The sequence below is a fragment of the Mesorhizobium sp. M4A.F.Ca.ET.022.05.2.1 genome (genome assembly GCF_003998845.1).
Classification (GTDB): Bacteria; Pseudomonadota; Alphaproteobacteria; order Rhizobiales; family Rhizobiaceae; genus Mesorhizobium.
Genome location: NZ_RZOJ01000007.1, coordinates 1 through 20,461, shown reverse-complemented (window position 1 = coordinate 20,461; position 20,461 = coordinate 1). Strand labels below are relative to the sequence as shown.

The following is a 20,461-nucleotide window of genomic DNA, read 5'->3' as shown; positions in this document are numbered from 1 at the left end:
GTTGTCGTCCTTTGCGCAGTGACAGCGCTGATCTTGGCTGTCCTTTACGGGCCGATTCTCATGGCCATCGTTACCGCCTTCGTGCCGATCCGAGGCGGCGTGTTCCAATGGGATCAGGTCTCGATCGTGGCGTTCGAGAGCATCAATGGCGACATTGTCGATGCCCTGAAGTTGACACTGATCGTCGGGTTTGTCGCTTCCACGATCGCACTGGCGATCAGCACCGGAATTGCTCTTTACTGCGCACCAGGAACTGGCTTGGGCAGAAAGTTCATTGAGTTCCTGATCTTCCTCCCGTTTGTAATGCCTCCTATCATTACAGGGCTCGCGCTCCTGATCTCTTTTCGAGAGGCCGACGTGCCGAGGTCGCTTTTGACTGTCTTGGTTGGCCATGTCACGATCTTGCTGGCGATCGCCTATCGGACCATCGTGACGCGGCTGCGTGAAATGGGCGCCTCTCTGGTCGAGGCGTCGCTCGATCTGGGTGCCAGCCGGCTTCAGACTTTCTGGTGGGTTGTGCTACCCAATCTCAGACCGGCTCTGATGGCGTCATTCGTCCTATGCTTTGCGTTATCGTTCGACGAGACCATGGTCACTCTGCTTCTGACCGGTGGCCAAAGCACTTTCCCAGTTCGGCTTTGGGGCATGATGCGCCTTGGCTTCTCGCCCTCGATCAGCGCGCTGGTCGTCTACATCCTCGCCGTCAGCACGGTATTGAGCCTCTTCCTCATTGGGCTTTTTGTCCCCGCGCGCTCCAAGGCAGTCGCGTAGAAACGAAGGGTTGCCACTGCGACGCTGGTCATTCTCCGCTCAATGACCTCGACAGGACGTCGATGCGGTCCAGCTCACGTTCGCTCATTAAACCAGTTCCAATTGGTCCAGAGCTTTCAAACGCGGGCAGATTAGCAAGGCAGGATGCGGCAGAACTGGCGAGCAGCCGTCTGGAACGTCAGGGACCTTCTGGAGCCGTGCTCCTGGTCCTACGCCACCATAGTGAAGGTGGCGCCGGATCTATTTGAACCTGAAATACGCGGGACGGTACCCGACGAATCGCTTCGATACGAAGGTGGACTGCGACCACCGCGCGGTCAACGGTCATGGATTGGGCTTCATCGGCCGCAGCCGGTGCTTAGCAACGTCTCGCCGCTGACCGCGAACTGGTGCCATTCAAGCAGCTTCTCGCGGGCAAGCGTGGGGCCGAAGTCCCGGTAGCGATCGCACACCAGATCGAATGCGGTATTGCGGAAGTTCTCATCAAGGCCGTCGATTGCTCGGCCGACCGCGTTCCTTCAATCAGCCCGCCGGCGCCGTCTTGCGCGCGCAGCCATGAATGGAGCGGTACGGAAGGAGATGGAGAAAGGCGATGCGCCCGAAGTGGTAGCCTAGACCGTATTGGCGGCTGCGACCGATTCGGCTCCGAAGAGGCGCTATACGGCTGGGAAAACGGCGCGTCAGATCAGTTTTCTGCGCCGTTTCGTCCCCGCTTCCGCATTCGACAAGAGCCTACGAAAGCGGTTCGGGCTACCGGTCTGATGCAAGGATCAACCGGCTTTCGTTTCGCAGCCGCAGGGAGAGCCTAGTTAAGAGCGCCTCACAACAAGGATATGTCATGGCACAGCACAATGCCGATCGGGTCGCCGATTGGAATGACCAAAGCGGGGAGCGCTGGGTCGCCCACCAGGCCCGGCTCGACGCCATGCTGGCGGTGTTCGGCCAAGCCGCGATCGAAGCCGCCGCGCCTGCGACGAGCGAGCGCGTGCTGGACGTCGGCTGCGGCGCGGGCGCGTCGAGTTTGGCACTGGCCGCCCTCGTTGGCCGGCGTGGCCAAGTGCTGGGCGTGGACATATCCGAACCGTTGATCGATCGGGCGCGCGCCCTGCGCCACAGGATACGCCGGCCCTGTTCCGAGTGGCCGACGCCAGCAGCGCCGAGTTGCCCGAGGGCGCCTTCGACATCCTGTTCTCGCGTTTCGGGGTGATGTTCTTCGACGATCGGGGGCGTTCGCCCATATGCGCCGCGCCCTCCAGCCGGGCGGGCGGGTCGCTTTCGTCTGCTGGCGCAGCGTGGCCGAGAACGATTGGATGCGCCTGCCGACGGGCGCAATCAAAGGCATCGTCCCGCCGACCGCGCCGCCCAATCCCGAAGCACCCGGCCCGTTCTCGTTCGGCGACCGGGGCCGGGTGGCGCGCATCCTGACGGCGGCGGGCTTTCACCAATATCGCTATCTCGCCTTTCCATACTAGCAAGTTCCATAAGATAGATTCTGCGACTTCCGTCGGTGGGTGTTAATATTTATTAGTATTTAAAAGTATGAATGGCTGTGCAGTCAGCAGAAATGCTTGCTAAAGCAGGAAAAGCGCGGCTTTGTCTGGATTGGTTGAGGTCAACGGAACTTCCACTTCGAACAGGTTTCATTTTCACCGAAGCCTATCCTTGCCGGTGGCTTTGCCAGAAGGCGCGAATTTCGAAGCGAGCGCTTGACTGGGTAATAATTGTCTCCGCAAGCTCATTCTGTCCGAACATGAATGCTACCGCCGCGCCGGGGCGCCACTTAGCGCCTTTCCTTCCGCGACGTGATCTGCTTACCACTTGTAACAAGCGACCCAGTGACCCGGTTCAAGTTCTTTGATCGCCGGTTCGGTTTTACGGCACGCTTGATCGGCGATTGGGCAGCGGTCTGCAAACGCGCACCCGCTGCATGGTGCATCGGCCGCAGCCCCAGCTTGCGCGGAGATTGTTGGAGAGTTGTCGGAAGACGCTTCCAGAAGCAGCTTTGTATAAGGGTGGTTGGGTCCACGAAAGACTTGGTCGGATGAGCCGGTCTCTACGAGCCGACCGCGATAGAGCACGCCGATCCTGTCGGCCATGTAGCGCACGACCCGAAGGTCGTGGCTGATGAACAGATAGGTCGTATCCCTGTCGTGCTGCAGGTCGTTGAGCAGGTTCAGCACCGTGGCCTGCACCGAGACGTCGAGCGCCGAGGTCGGCTCGTCCAGCACCACCACTTTCGGCGCGCCGGCGAAGGCGCGCGCGATCGCCGCCCTCTGCCGCTGGCCGCCGGAGAGCGAGCGTGGTTTTTGTTCCGCGGCCGTGTCGGCCAGCCTGACCGAGCGGAGCAGGTCGGCGACGCGGTTCCTTGCATCGCTCCGGCCAAGGCCGGCAAGCCGCCGCAATGGCCGGCTGATGATCCGACCTATCCGGTGGCGCGGATTGAGCGTGCGGTCGGGCGACTGGAAGACCATCTGGACGTCACGCCGCTCGCTCTGCGCGCGCCGTTCCGCGCGCGCGGCGACGGTCCTGCCGAACAGCGCGACCGATCCCTGGCTCGGTGTCTGCAGCCCGGTGACGATCCTGGCCAGCGTCGATTTGCCGGAGCCGGATTCGCCGATCAGGCCGAAGGTCTCGCCTTGGCCGATCTCGAGGTCGACATTGTGCAGCACCGCCTGGTCGCCGAAGGAATGGCTGATCCCCTTGCAGGCGATGGCGACCTGCCCGTTTCTTCGATAGGAATCTCTTTGATCGGCGGCGGCCGCGGTCGCGTCGGGGCGATCGCGGACGGTCGTGCCGGTCTCGGCCAGGCGGCCGTCCCGCTTGGTGAAATTGAGCGCCGGGATCGAGGCGATGAGGGCCTTAGTATAGGCATGCGAGGGGTTTTCGAAAACACCCTTGGCATCGCCGCTCTCGACCACCGCGCCCGCCTGCATCACCGCTACGCGATCGCAGGAGCGGCGGATCAGGTTGATGTCGTGGCTGATCAGCAGAATGCTGGTTTTGTGGTCGCGGCGCAGGTCGTCGAGGATGGCGATGACTTCCGATTGCACGCTGGCGTCGAGCGCGGTCGTCGGCTCGTCCAGCACCAGCAGCGCCGGGTCGAGCGCGATGGCAATCGCAATGTTGGCGCGCTGCTGCATGCCGCCGGACAATTCATGCGGATAAAGGTCGAGCACCCGCTCCGGATTGGCGACTCGCACGCGCTTCAGCAACTCGGCCGAGCGCCAGCGTGCTTCCTCGTGACGGACCGGCCGATGGCGCATGATCGTTTCGCCGATCTGGCGGCCGATGGTCATCGCCGGGCTGAGCGCGGCGCCCGGATGCTGGTAGACGGCGGCGATGCGGTCGCCTCGCAGCCCCCGCAGTTCTTCATCGGAGAGGCCGCGTATTTCCCGGCCCTGGAACTCCAGCGCCGAGGCAGCGATACGGGCGTTGCCGGGCAGATAGCGCAGGATGGCCATGGCTACCGAACTTTTGCCCGAGCCGGATTCGCCGACCAGGCCAAGCGCCTCGCCCTCTGCGACAGTCAGCGAAACGCCGTCAACGGCGGATTGCCATCCTCTTTTCCCATCATAGGCGATGGAAAGTTTTTCCACATTGAGCACTGAAGAAGACATCAAGACCTCGAAATCGCTTTCTGCTGAAGCCCTAATCAAGGGCAATCGCTTCCGCTTATTTAGTACATAATCTCTATAAAATTACTCGAATTAATGCCGAGCGCAATCTAGCCTTTTGCAAAATGGAGATGGCCGGCCGCGTTGATCGACGCGGCGTCCCGTCTCCCGCAGCGGATTTGCAAGGAGGCCGGCATGGCGCGAAATCAGTTGATCCTCAGCGCGTTCTTCTTCAATCCGCAGGGCGACCATCGCATGTCATGGCGCCACCCGCGCGCGCCTGGACGGGAAGTGCTGGGCTTCGACTACTACCGCGAGCTGGTCCAGGCGGCTGAGCGCGCCAGGATCGACACCATTTTCGTCGCCGACCACGTTTCGATCTGGGACTCGGTGAAGAGCGGCGTCGCGCATTACGCCAATGCCCGCCTCGAACCGCTGACGCTCTTGTCAGCGCTGGCCGGCGTCACCAAACATATCGGCCTGATCACCACCGCCTCGAGCTCCTACAGCGAGCCCTACAATGTCGCGCGCCTGTTTGCCTCGCTCGACCATATCAGCGGTGGCAGGGCGTCGTGGAACGTCGTCACCTCGGCGATGGACGAGGAGGCGCGCAATTTCGGCCGCGACGGCAATATCGAGCACGCCTTCCGATACCAGCGCGCCGCCGAGTTCCTCGATATCGTCAAGGGCCTGTGGGACAGCTGGGAGGACGAAGCCCTGCTGTTCGACAAGGATAGCGGCTATTTCGCCGATCCCGACAAGGTCCATGTGCTCGACCATCGCGGCGGCCATTTCAAGGTGCGCGGCCCGCTCAACGTGTCGCGGCCGCCGCAGGGTCATCCGCTGATTGTCCAGGCCGGCTCCTCCGAGGACGGCAAGAACTTCGCCGCCGCCTATGCCGACGCGCATTTCGCCATCTACAGCACCAGGGAAGACGGCATCCGGTACCGCGAGGACATCAACGATCGCCTCTCGCGCCACGGCAGGCGGCCCGAGAGCTTCAAGATCCTGCCCGGCATCCTGCCGATCGTCGCCGCCTCCGAGGCCGAGGCGCGTGACAGGCAGGACTATCTCCAGACACTGTTGCCGGACCGCGTCGGCATCGACCTCCTGTCGAGCTGGAGCGGCATCGACCTGTCCGCCTATCCGCCGGACGGCCCGCTGCCGGCGCTTCCCGATGAAAGCACCTTCAATGGCGGCCGCACCTCGCTCAACCGCGTCAAGCAATGGGCGACGCAGAACCTGACCTTGCGCGAGATCGCGCGCAAGCTCGCCAACAGCGGCTCGGTGCCGACGGTCGCCGGCACGCCGAAGCAGATCGCCGACCAGCTGCAGGACTGGTTCGAGGTGGGCGCCGCCGACGGCTTCAACCTGATGTTCCCGCTGCTGCCGGAGGACTGGATCAACTTCGCCGAACAGGTCGTACCCGAATTGCAGCGCCGAGGCGTCTTCCCGACCGAATACGCGCCGGGAACGCTGCGCGACCGTTTCGGGCTTGCCCGCCCCGCCAACCGCTTCGCCGAGCAGCGCGCCAACCAGCGCGCCGTATCCTGAGGAGAGCCGCCATGACCGCCCAACCCAGACTGCAGCCGCGCGAGGCGACTGCGCCGCAGCTGATCAATGTCCTGCACAGCCCCAAGCGCATCCGCGTCAAATTCGGCGGCCGCATCATCGCCGACAGCCGCAACGTGCTGGTGCTGCGCTCCAACCATTTCCTGCCGATCTATTTCTTCCCGCTGGCCGCGGTCGACCAGACGGCGCTGAAACCGGCGAGGCATGGCCAGCAGCACCCGGTCGGCGGCGAGACGAAATATTGGGACATCGAAGCCGGCGACAAACGTGCCGCCGATGCCGCCTGGTCGTTCACGGCGCCGCCCGACGAAAACCTCGCCCCGCTCGCCGGCCGCATCGCCTTCACCTGGAACCTGGTCGACCAGTGGTTCGAGGAGGAGGAAGAAGTCTTCGTCCATGCCCGCGACCCCTATGCCCGCATCGACGTGCTGCAGAGCTCCAGCCATGTGAAGATCTGGTTCGACGGCGAGGTGGTTGCTGACAGCCGCCGTCCGGTGCTCCTGTTCGAAACCCACCTGCCGACGCGTTTCTATCTTCCGCCGGAGGATGTCCGCCTCGATCGGTTGAGGGCTTCGCTGACCAGGACCCGATGTCCCTACAAGGGCATCGCCTCCTATTGGTCCGGCGTGCTCAAGGACGGTTCGCTGCGCGAGGACGTCGCCTGGGCCTACCGCGACCCGATCGCGGAGATGCCGAAGATCAAGGGACTGATCGCCTTCTACCCGCAAGCGGTCGACCGCATCGAACTCGACGGCCAGCCGGTCTGACGGCGGCTGCATCCATTCCAGTTTCATTCCAATCCAATTTCAAAGAGGGACAAAATGACCAAACGCAACGACATCGACTCGCTTCGCAATCTGTCCGGCGACATCTGGAACGTCGCCGTGGACGAATATGCTCAAGGTTTCCTCAAGCGCCGCGATCTCCTGAAATATGCTGCCCTGATCGGCCTGACCGGCTTCGCGGCCTCGCAAGGTCTTGGCTTCGCCGGCCAGGCGCGCGCGGCTGCCGCGGGCGGCACGGTCCGGGTCGGGCTTGGCCAGCCGACCAAGGCGATCGATCCGGTCACGCTGACCGATCCGGCCAGCATTGGCGTCATCAGCCAGGTCGGCGAATATCTGATCCTCGACGACCCGAAGGATGGTTTGCAGCCGAAGCTCGCCGTATCGTGGGAAGCCGACGAAACCGCCAAGCGCTGGACGTTCAAGCTGCGCCCAGGCGTGAAATTCCACGACGGCCGCGCCGTCACCGCCAAGGATGTGGTGGCGAGCTTCGAGCGCCTGGTTGACCCGAACAGGGGTTCTGCGGCCTTGTCGGCCTATAAGGGCATCCTGTCCAAGGGCGGCGCCAAGATCGTCGACGAGCAGACTGTCGCCTTCGATCTCGACCAGCCGAACTCGAATTTCCCCTTCTATGTTTCCTCCGACGTCTACAACGCCGTCATCCTGCCGGCCGACTATGCCGGCGACTTCGAGAAGAATTTCAACGCGACCGGCCCGTTCAAGCTCGAATCCTTCCGCCCCAAGCAGGGTGCCAGCTTCGTGCGCAACCCCGATTATTGGGGCGACAAGGCGCTGCCCGACCGTGTCGAGATAAAATTCTTCGACGACGAGCAGGCGCAGGTCGTGGCGCTGCAGGCCGGTCAGCTCGACGTCATCCCCAGCACCACGCGTCTCGAACTCGCGATCGAGGGCAATGCCAATTTCAGGCTGCTCAGCGTCCAGGCGAGTTCGCATGACGCCGTGCATCTCAGAACCGACCAGGCGCCGTTCACCGACAAGCGGGTCCGCCGCGCGCTGGCGCTGACCCTCGACCGCGAGGCGATCGTGAAAGGCCTGCTGAAAGGCCGCGCCATCGCCGGCAACGACACGCCCTTCGCGCCGATCTTCCCTTCGGCCGATCCGTCGGTGCCGCAGCGCAAGCAGGATATCGCCGAGGCCAAGCGTCTGCTCGCCGAAGCCGGCGTTCCCAATGGCTTCGAGGTGACGCTGACCACCGAACGCGCCTATGACATTCCCGACTATGCCGTGATCATCCAGAACTTCGCCAAAAAGGCCGGCATCGACGTCAAGCTCAACGTCCTGCCGCAGGATGCCTATTACGGCTCCGCGACCTTCGGCAGCTCGCCCTGGCTGGACTCAAATCTCGGCATCACCGATTTCGGCCATCGCGGCACGCCCGACATCTTCCTCAACGCGACGCTGAAGAGCGACGGCGCCTGGAACGCCGCGCATTTCAAGAATGCGGACTATGACGCGTTGCTGGTCGACTACGGCAAGGCGCGCGACCTTCAGGCGCAGCGCATCGCCGCCGGCAGGATCCAGACCCTGCTGCTCGACGAGACGCCGGAGATCATCTCCTACTTCTCGCAATACAGCCGCATCACCAGCAACAAGGTCGAGGGCGTGCGCTTCACGGCGATCTCGCATCTGCTGCTCGATCGCGTGACCTTCGTTCAGGCATGATGCGCAAACGCCAAGCCGGCCGGGGTCCCGGAACCCGATGCTGACCGGCCGTACCTTGTCTACGCGGACGGCATCGCTCCTGTTCACCTTGTGGCTGGTCAGCGTGCTGGTCTTCCTCGCCGGGCAGGTCCTGCCCGGCGATGTCGGCCGCGTCATGCTTGGCCCGTTCGCGGATGCTCAAGCCGTCGCGGCGCTGAACAGGCAGCTTGGCGCCGATCAGCCGGTGCTGGTGCAATACTGGCACTGGTTCAGCCGGGCGCTGACAGGCGATTTCGGCACGTCACTGTCGATGCGGGCGCCGGTCGCGCCTTTCGTGCTGGCAAGCCTCGGCCGCTCGGCAGCACTTGCCGGCATCATCCTGCTGTTGCTTGTACCGGTGGGCGTAGGCGCGGGCATCATTGCGGGTCTAAACCAGGGCCGCCTGATCGACCGGCTGATCGTGCTTGCCGGCGTCTCCTTCGGCATCGTTCCCGATTTCGTATCCGGCCTGTTGCTGCTCATGGTCTTCGGCCTGTGGCTGAGCTGGTTCCCGATCACCGGCGCCGCGCCGGACGGCGCCGGCTTCTGGACAAGCGGCTACTATTTCATCCTGCCGGCTTTGCCGTTGGTGCTGAACCTCACCGGCTATCTGGCGCGCATGACGCGGGCCGGCGTGGTCGAGGCCCTGGCCGCCGACTACACGCGCACGGCGACGCTGAAAGGCCTTGACCGTTCGCAGGTCATTGTCCGCCACGTCTTGCCCAATGCGCTGACGCCGACCATCGCGGTGCTCGCGACCCAGAGCGGCTATATGCTCGGCGGTCTCGTGGTGATCGAAGCCCTGTTCGGCATCCAGGGCCTCGGCAATCTCGTGCTCAACGCTGCCAAGTCACGCGACTTTCCCATGCTTGAGGCCGGCGTGCTGGTCATGGCGACGATCTTCGTCCTGTCGGCCGCGGCAGGCGATCTCGTTCAGGCGCTGCTCGATCCGCGGCAGCGGCGGCGGGCGTCGCTATGATGGACCTGCTGGAGTTTCCGGCGCCGGCGCGCGCATCTTTTTTCCCGCGGGTCGTCAGCCGGTTAAGCCGTGCCGTTCGCGGCCTGCCGCCGTCCGTCGTTGTCCGATCGCTGATCCTGCTGTTCTGGATCGCCTGCGCCCTGTTCGGCGACCGGCTCGTGCCGTTCGATCCCTACGCCGAGGATTTCCTCGCGACGTTGACGCCGCCGGACGTGACGCACTGGTTCGGCACCGACCAGCTCGGCCGCGACGTCTTTTCCCGCATCATCGTCGGATCGCGCGACATCCTGCTGGTGGCGCCGTTGGCGACATTGGGCGGCGTCGCCGCGGGCACGATCATCGGTCTGGTGCTCGGCTATTTCGATGGCCTGGTCGATGCCATAGGCGCCAGGCTGCTCGACACGCTGATGGCCTTTCCCTTCATCGTGCTCGTCACCATGACACTGGTTGCGCTCGGACCCTCGAACCTCACGGTCATTTTGGTGATCGCCATCGCCTATGCGCCGCTGGTGGCAAGAACCGTGCGCGCCGCGGTGCGCGAGCAGCGCGAACGCGAATATGTCAGCGCCGCTCGCCTGGGCGGCGAGAACGCGTTCGCCATCATGGCGCTGGAGATCCTGCCCAACATCCGCGAGACGACCCTGATCGAACTCGTCACCCGGCTGGGGTACGCTTTCTTTTCGATCGCGACGTTGAGCTTTCTCGGCCTCGGCATCCAGCCGCCCTCGGCGGATTGGGGCCTTGCGATCGCCGATGGCTATGGCTTCCTCACCGGCGGCAAATGGTGGGTGGTGGTCTTCAACTCGGGCGCGATCGTCTCGCTGGTGATGGCCACCAACCTGATCGCGCAAGGGGTAGGTGCCTTCGAGAACAATCGGCGTTAGCGTTGCTGCGCCGGTCGATCGGCGCGGAGTCGTGCCCAGACTGCAATATGCCTAGGACACGACCCTGCCTACCGAATGCTTCATACAAGCTTGTCGCCAAGGGCAAGCCAAAATCGTCGGCGTCATTGCACAGCCAGAAAGCTGCTGACCATCCTCAACGCCATCACCCGGGATCAAAAACCATGGCAGGGCGCTTGTCTTTCAAGGCAGTCGCTCTGGCCTGCCGGCCATCGGGTTCAATCCGAACCCAGCAATTGCTTGCTGAGCTTTGCGCACTGGACGCGAATGTCGGGGATGGCGTCGATTTCGAAGAAAGTGCCGCGCGTCAGCGGTCCAATCGCGAGGATCTTGGATGACACCGTGCCGTCGGCCGCGACCAACTCGCAATTGGCGGTGACGTCGAGGCCGAGGTGAAGCGGGTCGGGCCGCGCCAGGCCGCGCTCGACCAGCGAGCGCACGACGCCGTTCGACGTCTTCGAAATATCGCGGGCGATGCCCATGCAGTCATAGATACGGGCGACTTCGAGCGTTTCGAGCGCCTGCGTGCCGCGCTGTTGGATCCGAACGGTGAACTCCAGCTCGATCTCCACGACCCGGCCGGCGACGAGGCGGATGCGGCCCGAGCGGACCGCTTCGGTGACGCGCGCATAGACCTCTGGCGCTATGCGGTGGCGGTGAATGTCCCACCAGGCTTTGGTGTGCTCGACAAAGCGGCGCTTGGCCGAAGACGGCCAGTTCTGCCAGATCTTCTGGTTGAAAGGCCTCAGGCCATCGACGACGTCGCGCCAATCGCCGCCGGCCTTCTGGTTCTCGCGGATCAGGTTGCGGAACCAGCCGACGAAATAAGAAAGCTGGGTGCCGAGCGGAATGTCGGCGACGTCGAGCTTGATCGGATTGCCCTTGCGATGCGGCGAGGGCAGCAGGCCGCGCCGCGACACAGCTATGATCTCGCCGCGATGGCCTCGCTGCTCGAGCGACAGGAAAGCGTCGACCATGCTCAAGCCCGTGCCGAGCACCAGGACAGTAGCCTCTGGGTCGAGCGCGGTGTCCGCCTCCGAACCCATGCGGATGGCGCGACCCTGGAAAGCGCCCGGCTGCTCGTCATGGCCGGTGGCCAAAACGGCAAGATGACCGACGACGCTGATGCCGTTGACCAAGGCCACCTCGACGCCCGACGGGGTCGGCGAGATCGACAGGCTCTCCTCGCGGATCAGCCGCAAGCGGCCGCTGTCGCGCTCGCGGGCCTCGAGTTCGTCGAGCAACTCCTTCAGATAGCGGGCATAAAGGCTGCGCGGCGCGTAGAACGGGCCCTGATCCGGCTGGGCGAGACCGCGGTCCAGCACCCAGCGCGCGAAATTGGTCGGATCGTCGGCATAGGCGCTCATGCCGGAGGCGTTGACATTGAGCACATGCGCGGAAAGCAGCGTCGAATAGGCCATGCCCTGCCCGAAATGCGGACGCCTCTCGATCAGCGCGACGCGCAGATCGGGATTCGGCGATTTCAAAAGATGCGCGGCCAGCACGACGCCGCTGGCGCCGCCGCCGACAATGACGATGGAGTTGCCGCGTCCAACCATGGCTGCTGGCCGAACGTGACTTAACTCGATCGGCCTGCAGCCGTCGCCGCTGGCGGCCTCGGCTGGAGGCCGCGAACGATCGCCGGGACGGTGTTCAGAAGATCGCGCATCGTTCTCTCACTCCCAATGTTGATAAGATTACTATACTAATCGAGCTAAACACGAAGGCAGCTTTCCAATTGCCGCTACCTTTGAGGCATGGATTTGCCCAGATGAAGGGCTGCGAGAATTTTCGTTCATGGATCGCTCGTGGGAGGGCCGCATCAGCGCTAGCGTCGATGCGTCGCGAAGCGTCTCCATTCCGATACATCGGGGCGCTGCACATTTCAGAATTCTGCACCGTTGCACCCTAAAGCAACGGTCACGGCATGGATCCTCGGGTCGAGGCCGAGGACGGCGAGGCGGTGGGCCTTTCAGCCAATCTCGAACACCTGCGACGGGATCTAGCCGAGCATTCGCAACTGTCCTTTTGCGCTTCCGAACCGCCCGTGCGGGCGACACTTTTCCAATAAAGGCTCCTACGTTGGAATTATCTAACTCTACAAACCTTATAGAATTAAGCGACGATAGAACGGCAATTCAGCTTCTCGGGGTTATGGAGCCTTTCAATGTCAATCCTTTCACGACGCATTCTGCTTCTGTCGTCCGCCGCGCTCGCGGGCGCCGCCCTGCTCGGCCCGGCCGCGGCGGAAGACCTAAAAATCACCATCGGCTACCAGACGGTGGTCGAGCCTTCGAAAGTTGCGCAGGCCGACGGCGCCTATGAGAAGGCGACCAAGGCCGCGATCGACTGGCGGAAATTCGATTCCGGCGCCGACGTGATCGCCGCCGTCGCCTCCGGCTCGGTCGACATCGGCTATGTCGGGTCGAGCCCGCTGGCCGCCGCCGCCAGCCGCGAGCTGCCGATCCAGACCATCTTCGTCGTCGGCCTCATCGGCGAATCGGAAGCGCTGGTCGCCCGCAACGGCGCCGGCATCGAGAAGATCGCCGACCTCGCCGGCAAGAAGGTGGCGGTGCCGTTCGTCTCGACGACGCATTACAGCCTGCTCGCCGCGCTCAAGCATGAGAACGTCGATCCGAAGTCGGTCGAGATCCTCAACCTCAGGCCGCCTGAGATCGCCGCCGCCTTCGCACGCGGCGACATCGACGGGGCTTATGTCTGGGACCCGGCGCTCGGCCAGATCAAGACGACCGGCAAGGTGGTACTGGATTCCTCGCAGGTCGCCGCCTGGGGCGCGCCGACCTTCGACGCCTGGATCGTGCGCACCGACTTCGCGGAAAAACATCCAGATGTGGTGCGCGGTTTCGTCAAGGTCACCGGTGAGGCCTATGCCCGATACTTGGCCAACCCCGAGGCCTGGTCGGTCTCTTCGCCCGAAGCTGGCAAGATCGCCAAGCTCACCGGCGCCAAGCTCGAAGAGGTTCCGGAACTGCTCAAAGGCTATGTCTTCCCGACGCTCGACGAGCAGGCCTCCGACAAGTTCCTTGGCGGCGCCACGGTCAAGGCGATCGCGGCGACGTCCGCCTTCCTCAAGAAGCAGGGCAAGATCGACGCGGTGCTTCCCGACTACTCGAAATACGCGACGGCCAAATATGCCATCGAGGCGCTCGCCTCGAACTGATGCAGCGAGCTCGCACGGCCCTCTTCGCTGGCCGTGCGTCTGCCTGTCCCGGACCGCTTACGAGGAGCAGCTTCGGGACAGGCGCCCCTCGTTCGATCCAGCAGAAGAGTGTTGAGTCCAATGCCGCATCTGACGCTCGATAACGTCACCGTGCATTATGACGGCCAGCCGGCCCCCGCGGTCGAGCGTGTCTCGATCGACATCGGCAAAAGCGAATCCGGCAGGGGCGACTTCGTCGTGCTGGTCGGCCGCTCAGGCTGCGGCAAGACCTCGCTGCTCAACGTCGCCGCCGGACTGGTGGAGCCGGCGCGTGGCCGGGCCACGATCGCCGGCCAGCCGATCACCGCGCCCGGGCCAGACCGCGCCGTGGTGTTCCAGAATGATGCGCTGTTTCCTTGGCTGACCGCGCGCGAAAACGTCGCCTTCGCGCTCAAGCTGCGCGGCGTGAGCGCCGAGAAGCGGGCGCGGCACGCCGACGAATTGCTCAAGCTCGTCAAGCTCAACAGTGCCGGCGACAAGCGAATTTGGGAACTTTCCGGCGGCATGCGCCAGCGCGTCGGCTTGGCGCGCGCGCTTGCTGCCGAGCCGGAATTTCTTCTCCTCGATGAGCCGCTCGGCGCGCTCGACGCGCTGACGCGCGAGCGCATGCAGACGACGCTGCTCGATCTGTGGGCGGCTGCCGAAGTCGGCGTGCTGATGGTCACACACGGCATCGAGGAAGCGCTGGTGCTTGCCACCCGTATCGTCGTGCTGGCGCCGGGACCCGGCCATGTCGTGCGCAGCTTCGAGACCGAATTCGGCCGGCGTTATGCCGGCGGCGAGCCGATCCGCGCGATCAAGACGGATCCGGCTTTCGCCGCAGCCCGCGCCGAGTTGACTGACACGATATTCGAAGGAGAGGCGGCATGAGCGTCGGCAGCTACACGGAGCGGCGGGCAGCCAGGGCCGGCGAGAATGACGCCCTGTCGGTGCCATGGTCGCGGCCGCGGCGGAACCGCAGGGGCGTTTCAGCGCGCCTGATCAGCGCGATCACCCTTCTTGCGCTGTTGGCGGCATGGGCTGCATCGGCCGAGCTGCAGCTGGTGTCACCGGTCTTCCTCCCGTCGCCCGCCGCCGTCTGGGCAAAGTTCGTCACAGTCGCCCGCGACGGTTTCGTCGATGCGACGCTGCTCCAGCATGTCGCCGCCAGCCTCTGGCGCGTGTTCGCGGCGCTGATCGCGGCCATCGTCATCGGCGTTCCGGCCGGGCTCGCCATCGGCATCAGCCAGATCGGGCGCGGCCTCTTCGATCCGCTGCTCGAATTCCTGCGCCCGATCCCGCCGCTCGCTTATCTGCCGCTGATCGTCATCTGGTTCGGCATTGGAGAACCGTCGAAGATCCTGGTGATCGCGATCGCCATGCTGGCGCCGGTGGCGCTGTCGACCGCCGCCGGGGTGCGCGGCGTCTCGCGCGAGCGCATCGACGCAGCGCGTTCGCTCGGCGCGACGCGGAGGCAGGTCGTTCGCCATGTCATGCTGCCCAGCGCCTTGCCCTCGATCCTCACCGGCCTGCGCATCGCGCTCGGCGCCGGCTGGTCGACGCTGGTGGCCGCCGAACTGGTGGCGGCCACACGCGGGCTAGGCTTCATGATCCAGTCGGCGGCGCAGTTCCTGGTGACCGACGTGGTGGTGATGGGCATCCTGGTGATCGCGACCATCGCCTTCGCGCTGGAGTTCGTCATCCGCAGGGTCGAGCGCGCGCTGGTTCCCTGGGCGGGCAAGGACTGAGCGAAACAAGGAGAATGATGATGACCCATTCCACCGCCGTGCTTTTCGCCCAGGTCGGCGACTGGCTGCTTGCCAGCACAAAGGAAGCCGTGGCGTCGGAGACGCCGCTGAACGAACCGAGATCGCCGGCGCCGGTGCGGCTGGACCCCGAGCGCGATCGCCTGCCGCCACGCGACGAAAGTTTTTACTGGGCCTGGCAGTACTGGTCGCAGTGACCTCGTCGACCGGATCCGCCCCCCCGATCCAGCCGCCATGCGCAGAAAACAATTCCGGCTTGCGAGTCCAACTCGCAAGATTGTTCGTCTACCAAATCATAGCCGTCGCCTAGAACCGTCTTCCAACCGGCGGGGAGATACCCCGGCGCCGAAGACGTTAACGCGATGACGCTCAACTCGTTGGTTAGCGCGCGCTGCCATTCCGCAGGAAAATCAGGTGTTTGATAAAGAATTCCAGGATCCAGCCCCGAAATAGAAGGTACAATCTCAACAATCCTAGACTTTATGCTTGATGATAGCAGTTAGCCGCTGTCACGAACTGGAGTTAGTCTCTTGAGAACAATAGACATGAGTGCCGAAATTCCCGATCGCATCAAGGTGCTGTGGTTCCTGCCGACGCATGGCGATAGCCGATATCTCGGAACATCCGAAGGTGGCAGGGCGGTCGATCTCGACTATCTGACCCAACTGGCGCAAGCGGCCGACACGCTTGGCTACCATGGTGTGCTTTTGCCGACCGGTAGGTCATGCGAGGATTCCTGGGTCGTCGCCTCGGCGCTGGCGCCGCTGACGAAACGGCTGCGCTTCCTGGTCGCGGTGCGGCCGGGCCTGCAATCGCCGACGCTTGCCGCGCGCATGACGGCGACGCTCGACCGCATCTCCAATGGCCGGCTGCTGATCAACGTCGTCACCGGCGGCGATCCGCTTGAAAACAAGGGCGACGGCATCTTCCTGTCGCATGCCGAGCGCTACGAGGTGACGCAGGAGTTCTTGCAGGTCTACAAGCGGCTGCTGCGTGGCGAGACGGTCGAGCACGAGGGCCGGCATTTCCACATCGAGGATGGCCGGCTGCTGTTCCCGCCGGTCCAGGCGCCCTATCCGCCGCTCTATTTCGGCGGCTCGTCCGACGCCGGGTCCGTCGTGGCTGCCGAGGAAATCGACAAGTACCTGACCTGGGGCGAGCCGCCGGCCGATGTCGAGCGTAAGCTCGACGGCGTGCGCAAGCTCGCCGACAAGGCGGGCCGCAAGCTCTCCTTCGGCATCCGCCTGCATGTCATCGCCCGCGAGACGACGGCGGAAGCCTGGGCGGCCGCCGACCGGCTGATCAGCCGGCTCGACGATGCGACCATCGCCTCGGCGCAGAAGGTGTTTGCCCGCATGGACTCTGTCGGCCAGGCGCGAATGAGCGCGCTGCATGGCGGCGACCGGTCGAAGCTCGAGATCGCGCCGAACCTCTGGGCCGGCGTCGGGCTGGTGCGGGGCGGCGCCGGCACGGCACTTGTCGGCGATCCCGCCACGATCGCCCAGCGCATCGACGAGTACCGCCGGCTTGGCATCGACACCTTCATCCTGTCGGGCTATCCGCATCTCGAGGAAGCCTATCGCTTCGGCGAGCTGGTGCTGCCGCATTTGCCGACCGACCACCTGGTCAAGGTCGCAGGTTCCTCCGTCAATACGGGTCCGTTCGGCGAGACCATCGCCGGCGACCATCGGCCGAAATCGCTCGCCAGCGCATCGTGAACGCGCTGCCGCCCCGGCCGCGAAGCCATATCGCCATCCTCGGTGGCGGTTTCTCGGGCGCGGCCGTTGCCTGGCACCTGGCCAGGCAGCGTCCGCATGCATCCGTCACGGTGATCGAGCCGCGCCCGTTCCTGGGTGGCGGGCTAGCCTATTCCAGCGAGGAGCCGTCGCATCGCGTCAACGTTCCCGCGGCCAGGATGAGCCTGGTCCCGGACGAGCCCGAGCATTTCTTGCGCTGGCTCGCCCACGACGGTGAAGTCGGGCGCGATCCGGACTCGGTCTGGCGCAACGGCGACGTCTTTCCGAGGCGGCGGGTCTTCGGCCGCTATGTCGCCGAACAGCTGGCGCCTTTTGTCGAGACTGGAGCGGTCCGCCACCTGCGTGACGACGTGCGGAAGGTGAGGCGCAGCAGCGACGGCGGCTGGACTGTTTTCACCTCGGATCAGCCGATCTCGGCCGACGTGGTCGTTCTTGCCATGACGCACCCGTCGCCCGATGTTCCTGCCTTCCTGAAGCCGGTCGCCGCCACGCGCGGCTTCGTTGCCGATGTGTATGCCCGGGATGCGCTCGGTTCGATCGCTCCCGGGGCGTCGGTGTTGATCGTCGGCTCCGGCCTGACCTCGGCCGACACCGTCGCCGAGCTCGACCGCCGCGGCCATCGCGGCCGCATCCTGGCCGTGTCGCGGCATGGGCTGCGCTCGCGCGGGCATCCGGATGTTCGCGGCGAACCGTTCGGCGATTTCGTCTCGGCGCCGGCCAGCACCGCGCTTGCATTGCTCGAGCGCGTTCGTTCGACATTGGCGGCAGCCGAGGCCGCCGGCGTCAACTGGCAGTCGGTCTTCGATCAGCTTCGCTTGCAGGGACCGCTGGTGTGGTCTGCGCTCGGCACTGAAGAACGCATGCGGCTGGTGCGCCGGCTGCGCGTCTTCTGGGACGTGCATCGCTTCAGGATCGCGCCGCAGGTCGCCAGCGTGCTCGAGCGCCGCCGTGCCGAGGGCACGTTCGACAACATCGCGGCCAGTCTGGTGGCCTCGAAGCAGGACGGGGATCGCCTGGCGGTTAGCCTGTGGCGGCGCGGCCAAAAGCAGATCGAGACGCTGCAATTCGACACCGTGGTGAACACCACGGGACCGGCGCATGGCAAGGCGCTCCACCTCAACCCCGCGTTGCGTTCGCTTGCCGAGGCCGGCCTGATCAGGGCCGATCGTCATGGGCTCGGCATAGAAACAGGCCTCGATAGCCGTGCCGTCGGCCCTAACGGCGCGCCGCTTGCGGGGCTGTTCGTCGCCGGTCCGCTGGCGCGCGGCACTTTTGGCGAGTTGATGGGGCTGCCGGAAGTCGCTCGCCATTCGCAGGCGGTCGCCTCGGAAATCGAAGGCCGGCTCGGCGCCCTGCCTTCGATCCCGGCCGCGGGCTGAAAATCCGCAACGGATGCGGCTGTGCGAATTGGTATTTCCGTCCGGGCGTGGCCGTGAAAACGGAAAATCCTACTTTGTATATATACTCAATAGACTAATAATTGTCCGCACGTTCGGCCACCGCCGGACCAATTGTTGGGACAGGCCAAGCCGGGAGATTTTCATGCCACAGAACGATCGCGACGCAGTCAAATTCGCCTATTGGGTACCGAACGTCTCGGGCGGGCTCGTCATCTCGAACATCGAGCAGAGGACCAATCATTCGGCGGAGTACAACCGCAAGCTGGCGCAGATCGCCGAGAAGGCCGGCTTCGATTATGCGTTGAGCCAGATACGCTTCACTGCCGGCTACGGCGCCGACGAGCAGCATGAATCGGTGTCGTTCAGCCATGACCTGCTTGCCGCCACCACAAGCCTGAAGGTGATCGCAGCGATCCTGCCCGGTCCGTGGAATCCGGCGCTGGCTGCCAAGCAGCTCGCCACCATCAGCTACCTGACCAATGGCCGCGTCGCCATCAATCTCGTGTCCGGCTGGTTCCGCGGCGAGTTCCACGCCATTGGCGAGCACTGGCTCGACCATGACGAACGCTATCGGCGCTCGGAAGAGTTCATCCGCGCGCTGCGCGGGATCTGGACCGAGGACAGTTTCACCTTTCGCGGCGACTTCTACCGCTTCAACCAGTACTCGCTGAAGCCGAAGCCGCCGCAGCCGCTGCCCGAGATCTTCCAGGGCGGCTCGTCCCGCGCGGCCCGCGACATGGCCTCGCGTGTTTCCGATTGGTATTTCACCAACGGAAATACGCCGGAGGGGATCGCCAGGCAGGTCGACGACATCCAGGCCAAGGCCAACAACCATTCGGTCAAGGTCGGCGTCAACGCCTTCGCCATCGTGCGCCAGACCGAGGAAGAAGCGAAGGCCGTGCTGGCCGAGATCATCGCCAAGGCCAATCCGGAAGCGGTCAACGCCTTCGGCCACGAGGTCAAGAACGCCGGCAAAGCCTCGCCGGAAGGCGAGGGCAACTGGGCGAAATCGTCTTTCGACGACCTGGTGCAGTACAATGATGGCTTCCGCTCGAACCTGATCGGCACGCCGAGGCAGGTGGCCGAGCGCATCGTCGAGTTGAAGCGCGCCGGCGCTGATCTTATCCTGCTCGGCTTCCTGCATTTCCAGGAAGAGGTCGAATATTTCGGCAAGCATGTCATCCCGCTCGTCCGCGAGCTGGAAAACGCGGAAGCCGCGGCAGCACTGGCAGCCGAATAAATAGCGACTTCCGCTGGCCGGGCATGGTCCGGCCAGCCGACGCCTGTCAGCCGCGCGCCCCTTAGCCGGGCCTGCTGGAGGGCTTTTGCGTGCCTTCGGGTACAGTTGGGGACGATTGGAATGCCGATATCCAGCCACGCCTTTGAAGCGATCGAGGCTTCGGTCTACGCGCCGGAGATCCTTGCGCAAGGGCTGCCTGCCTGCCCGCGGCCAGTTCAGAGGGTCGAGCCGCAGCCGACCGCTGCCGACGCTTCCGCGGCGCTGCTTGCGCTGGAAGGCATCGGCCTGTCGTTCGGCGGCGTTGTCGCGCTGGCGGATGTCGAGCTGTCGGTCCGCCCTGGCGAGATACGGGCGATCATCGGGCCGAACGGCGCCGGCAAGAGCTCGCTGATCAATGTGATCAGCGGCCTCTACCAGCCGGATCGCGGCCACGTCGCCCTCGATGGCAGGCGCTACACCCAGGTCCCGACGCAGCGGCTGGCGCGCCTGGGGGTCGCCAGGACATTTCAGAACCTCGCTTTGTTCAAGGGTCTCAACGTCCTCGACAATGTCGCGTCGGGTCTTGCCTACAAAGCCAGGTCCAACTTCGCCGACCAGATCCTCGGGCTTGGCCGCTCGCGCCGTGAGCAGGCCGAGCAGCGGGGCCGCGCCGACCAGATCCTCGAATTCCTGCATCTGACCGCGGTGCGCGACCGGCTTGCCGGCACCTTGCCCTACGGCCTGCAGAAGCGGGTCGAGCTTGCCCGCGCGCTGGTCGCCGAGCCGCGCCTGCTTTTGC

General features: G+C 64.4%; 16 protein-coding genes and 3 pseudogenes. 16 read left to right on the top strand and 3 right to left on the bottom strand.

Annotation, left to right across the window (positions count from 1 at the left end; all coding sequences use genetic code 11):
* Positions 1 to 60 precede the first annotated feature (60 nt).
* The gene (locus EN745_RS01945; RefSeq protein ID WP_127420394.1) at positions 61 to 771 is read left to right on the top strand and encodes an ABC transporter permease subunit; all 711 of its coding nucleotides are present in this window, start codon (positions 61 to 63) and stop codon (positions 769 to 771) included.
* 362 nt (positions 772 to 1,133) lie between these two features.
* On the opposite strand, the pseudogene EN745_RS36750 reads toward EN745_RS01945, so the two are convergent.
* A pseudogene (locus EN745_RS36750) lies at positions 1,134 to 1,305 on the bottom strand (ISNCY family transposase); the annotation flags it as partial.
* Between the two features lie 9 nt (positions 1,306 to 1,314).
* On the opposite strand from EN745_RS36750, the pseudogene EN745_RS36745 reads away from it, so the two are divergent.
* Together EN745_RS36745 and EN745_RS01930 are read left to right on the top strand one after the other, a co-directional pair.
* A pseudogene (locus tag EN745_RS36745) lies at positions 1,315 to 1,533 on the top strand (short-chain dehydrogenase/reductase); the annotation flags it as partial.
* A 76-nt stretch (positions 1,534 to 1,609) separates the two neighbouring features.
* Positions 1,610 to 2,235 (top strand): annotated as a pseudogene (locus EN745_RS01930) (class I SAM-dependent methyltransferase); the annotation flags it as partial.
* 347 nt (positions 2,236 to 2,582) lie between these two features.
* Here EN745_RS01930 and EN745_RS01925 read toward each other — a convergent pair.
* Positions 2,583 to 4,388 carry an ABC transporter ATP-binding protein gene (locus EN745_RS01925; RefSeq protein WP_127420393.1) on the bottom strand — a complete coding sequence of 602 codons (1,806 nt, stop codon included), beginning with the start codon at positions 4,386 to 4,388 and terminating at the stop codon, positions 2,583 to 2,585.
* Between the two features lie 192 nt (positions 4,389 to 4,580).
* Between EN745_RS01925 and EN745_RS01920 the strand changes: the two genes are divergently transcribed.
* From EN745_RS01920 to EN745_RS01900, 5 genes are read left to right on the top strand one after another with little or no spacing between them, the layout of a single operon-like run.
* Positions 4,581 to 5,939, top strand: a complete 1,359-nt coding sequence (locus tag EN745_RS01920; RefSeq protein WP_127405616.1) for an LLM class flavin-dependent oxidoreductase — start codon at positions 4,581 to 4,583, stop codon at positions 5,937 to 5,939.
* An 11-nt stretch (positions 5,940 to 5,950) separates the two neighbouring features.
* The gene (locus EN745_RS01915) at positions 5,951 to 6,724 is read left to right on the top strand and encodes a DUF427 domain-containing protein (RefSeq protein ID WP_127420392.1); all 774 of its coding nucleotides are present in this window, start codon (positions 5,951 to 5,953) and stop codon (positions 6,722 to 6,724) included.
* Positions 6,725 to 6,778: 54 nt separating this feature from the next.
* Complete coding sequence (locus EN745_RS01910; protein ID WP_127420391.1) at positions 6,779 to 8,422, top strand: ABC transporter substrate-binding protein; 1,644 nt, start codon at positions 6,779 to 6,781, stop codon at positions 8,420 to 8,422.
* A 37-nt stretch (positions 8,423 to 8,459) separates the two neighbouring features.
* Positions 8,460 to 9,419, top strand: a complete 960-nt coding sequence (locus tag EN745_RS01905) for an ABC transporter permease (protein WP_127420390.1) — start codon at positions 8,460 to 8,462, stop codon at positions 9,417 to 9,419.
* Positions 9,416 to 10,303 carry an ABC transporter permease gene (locus tag EN745_RS01900; protein WP_127420389.1) on the top strand — a complete coding sequence of 296 codons (888 nt, stop codon included), beginning with the start codon at positions 9,416 to 9,418 and terminating at the stop codon, positions 10,301 to 10,303. Before EN745_RS01905 ends, EN745_RS01900 begins: the two co-directional genes overlap by 4 nt.
* 236 nt (positions 10,304 to 10,539) lie before the next feature.
* Here the strand turns inward: EN745_RS01900 and EN745_RS01895 are convergent, their stop codons facing one another.
* Positions 10,540 to 11,880: an FAD/NAD(P)-binding protein gene (locus tag EN745_RS01895; RefSeq protein ID WP_127420388.1), complete on the bottom strand. Its 1,341-nt coding sequence runs from the start codon at positions 11,878 to 11,880 to the stop codon at positions 10,540 to 10,542.
* Positions 11,881 to 12,488: 608 nt separating this feature from the next.
* On the opposite strand from EN745_RS01895, the gene tauA reads away from it, so the two are divergent.
* From tauA to EN745_RS01855, 8 genes are all read left to right on the top strand, one after another.
* Entirely contained in the window at positions 12,489 to 13,502 is a 1,014-nt protein-coding gene (gene tauA, locus EN745_RS01890; protein WP_127420387.1) for a taurine ABC transporter substrate-binding protein, read from the top strand.
* A 120-nt stretch (positions 13,503 to 13,622) separates the two neighbouring features.
* Positions 13,623 to 14,411: a taurine ABC transporter ATP-binding protein gene (locus EN745_RS01885; RefSeq protein WP_127420386.1), complete on the top strand. Its 789-nt coding sequence runs from the start codon at positions 13,623 to 13,625 to the stop codon at positions 14,409 to 14,411.
* Positions 14,408 to 15,268 carry an ABC transporter permease subunit gene (locus EN745_RS01880; RefSeq protein WP_127420385.1) on the top strand — a complete coding sequence of 287 codons (861 nt, stop codon included), beginning with the start codon at positions 14,408 to 14,410 and terminating at the stop codon, positions 15,266 to 15,268. The genes EN745_RS01885 and EN745_RS01880 overlap by 4 nt, the downstream gene beginning before the upstream one ends.
* Before the next feature lie 20 nt (positions 15,269 to 15,288).
* Positions 15,289 to 15,483: a hypothetical protein gene (locus tag EN745_RS01875; RefSeq protein WP_127407085.1), complete on the top strand. Its 195-nt coding sequence runs from the start codon at positions 15,289 to 15,291 to the stop codon at positions 15,481 to 15,483.
* 348 nt (positions 15,484 to 15,831) lie between these two features.
* Positions 15,832 to 17,004: an FMNH2-dependent alkanesulfonate monooxygenase gene (gene ssuD / locus EN745_RS01870; protein ID WP_127420384.1), complete on the top strand. Its 1,173-nt coding sequence runs from the start codon at positions 15,832 to 15,834 to the stop codon at positions 17,002 to 17,004.
* Complete coding sequence (locus tag EN745_RS01865; RefSeq protein ID WP_127420383.1) at positions 17,001 to 18,422, top strand: FAD/NAD(P)-binding protein; 1,422 nt, start codon at positions 17,001 to 17,003, stop codon at positions 18,420 to 18,422. Before ssuD ends, EN745_RS01865 begins: the two co-directional genes overlap by 4 nt.
* A 163-nt stretch (positions 18,423 to 18,585) precedes the next feature.
* Positions 18,586 to 19,683, top strand: coding sequence for a dimethylsulfone monooxygenase SfnG (sfnG, locus tag EN745_RS01860; RefSeq protein WP_127420382.1), 1,098 nt, complete (start codon positions 18,586 to 18,588; stop codon positions 19,681 to 19,683).
* 120 nt (positions 19,684 to 19,803) lie between these two features.
* A partial coding sequence (locus EN745_RS01855; protein WP_127420381.1) for an ATP-binding cassette domain-containing protein occupies positions 19,804 to 20,461 on the top strand: 658 nt, incomplete at its 3' end.

Coding starts and splice junctions, on each gene's coding strand:
- EN745_RS01920 (WP_127405616.1), top strand. CDS start 4,581: ATGGCGCGAAATCAGTTGATCCTCAGCGCGTTCTTCTTCAATCCGCAG.
- EN745_RS01915 (WP_127420392.1), top strand. CDS start 5,951: ATGACCGCCCAACCCAGACTGCAGCCGCGCGAGGCGACTGCGCCGCAG.
- EN745_RS01880 (WP_127420385.1), top strand. CDS start 14,408: ATGAGCGTCGGCAGCTACACGGAGCGGCGGGCAGCCAGGGCCGGCGAG.
- EN745_RS01875 (WP_127407085.1), top strand. CDS start 15,289: ATGACCCATTCCACCGCCGTGCTTTTCGCCCAGGTCGGCGACTGGCTG.
- EN745_RS01895 (WP_127420388.1), bottom strand. CDS start 11,880: ATGGTTGGACGCGGCAACTCCATCGTCATTGTCGGCGGCGGCGCCAGC.
- EN745_RS01925 (WP_127420393.1), bottom strand. CDS start 4,388: ATGTCTTCTTCAGTGCTCAATGTGGAAAAACTTTCCATCGCCTATGAT.
- tauA (WP_127420387.1), top strand. CDS start 12,489: ATGTCAATCCTTTCACGACGCATTCTGCTTCTGTCGTCCGCCGCGCTC.
- EN745_RS01945 (WP_127420394.1), top strand. CDS start 61: ATGGCCATCGTTACCGCCTTCGTGCCGATCCGAGGCGGCGTGTTCCAA.
- EN745_RS01905 (WP_127420390.1), top strand. CDS start 8,460: ATGCTGACCGGCCGTACCTTGTCTACGCGGACGGCATCGCTCCTGTTC.
- EN745_RS01910 (WP_127420391.1), top strand. CDS start 6,779: ATGACCAAACGCAACGACATCGACTCGCTTCGCAATCTGTCCGGCGAC.
- EN745_RS01900 (WP_127420389.1), top strand. CDS start 9,416: ATGATGGACCTGCTGGAGTTTCCGGCGCCGGCGCGCGCATCTTTTTTC.
- sfnG (WP_127420382.1), top strand. CDS start 18,586: ATGCCACAGAACGATCGCGACGCAGTCAAATTCGCCTATTGGGTACCG.
- EN745_RS01885 (WP_127420386.1), top strand. CDS start 13,623: ATGCCGCATCTGACGCTCGATAACGTCACCGTGCATTATGACGGCCAG.
- ssuD (WP_127420384.1), top strand. CDS start 15,832: ATGAGTGCCGAAATTCCCGATCGCATCAAGGTGCTGTGGTTCCTGCCG.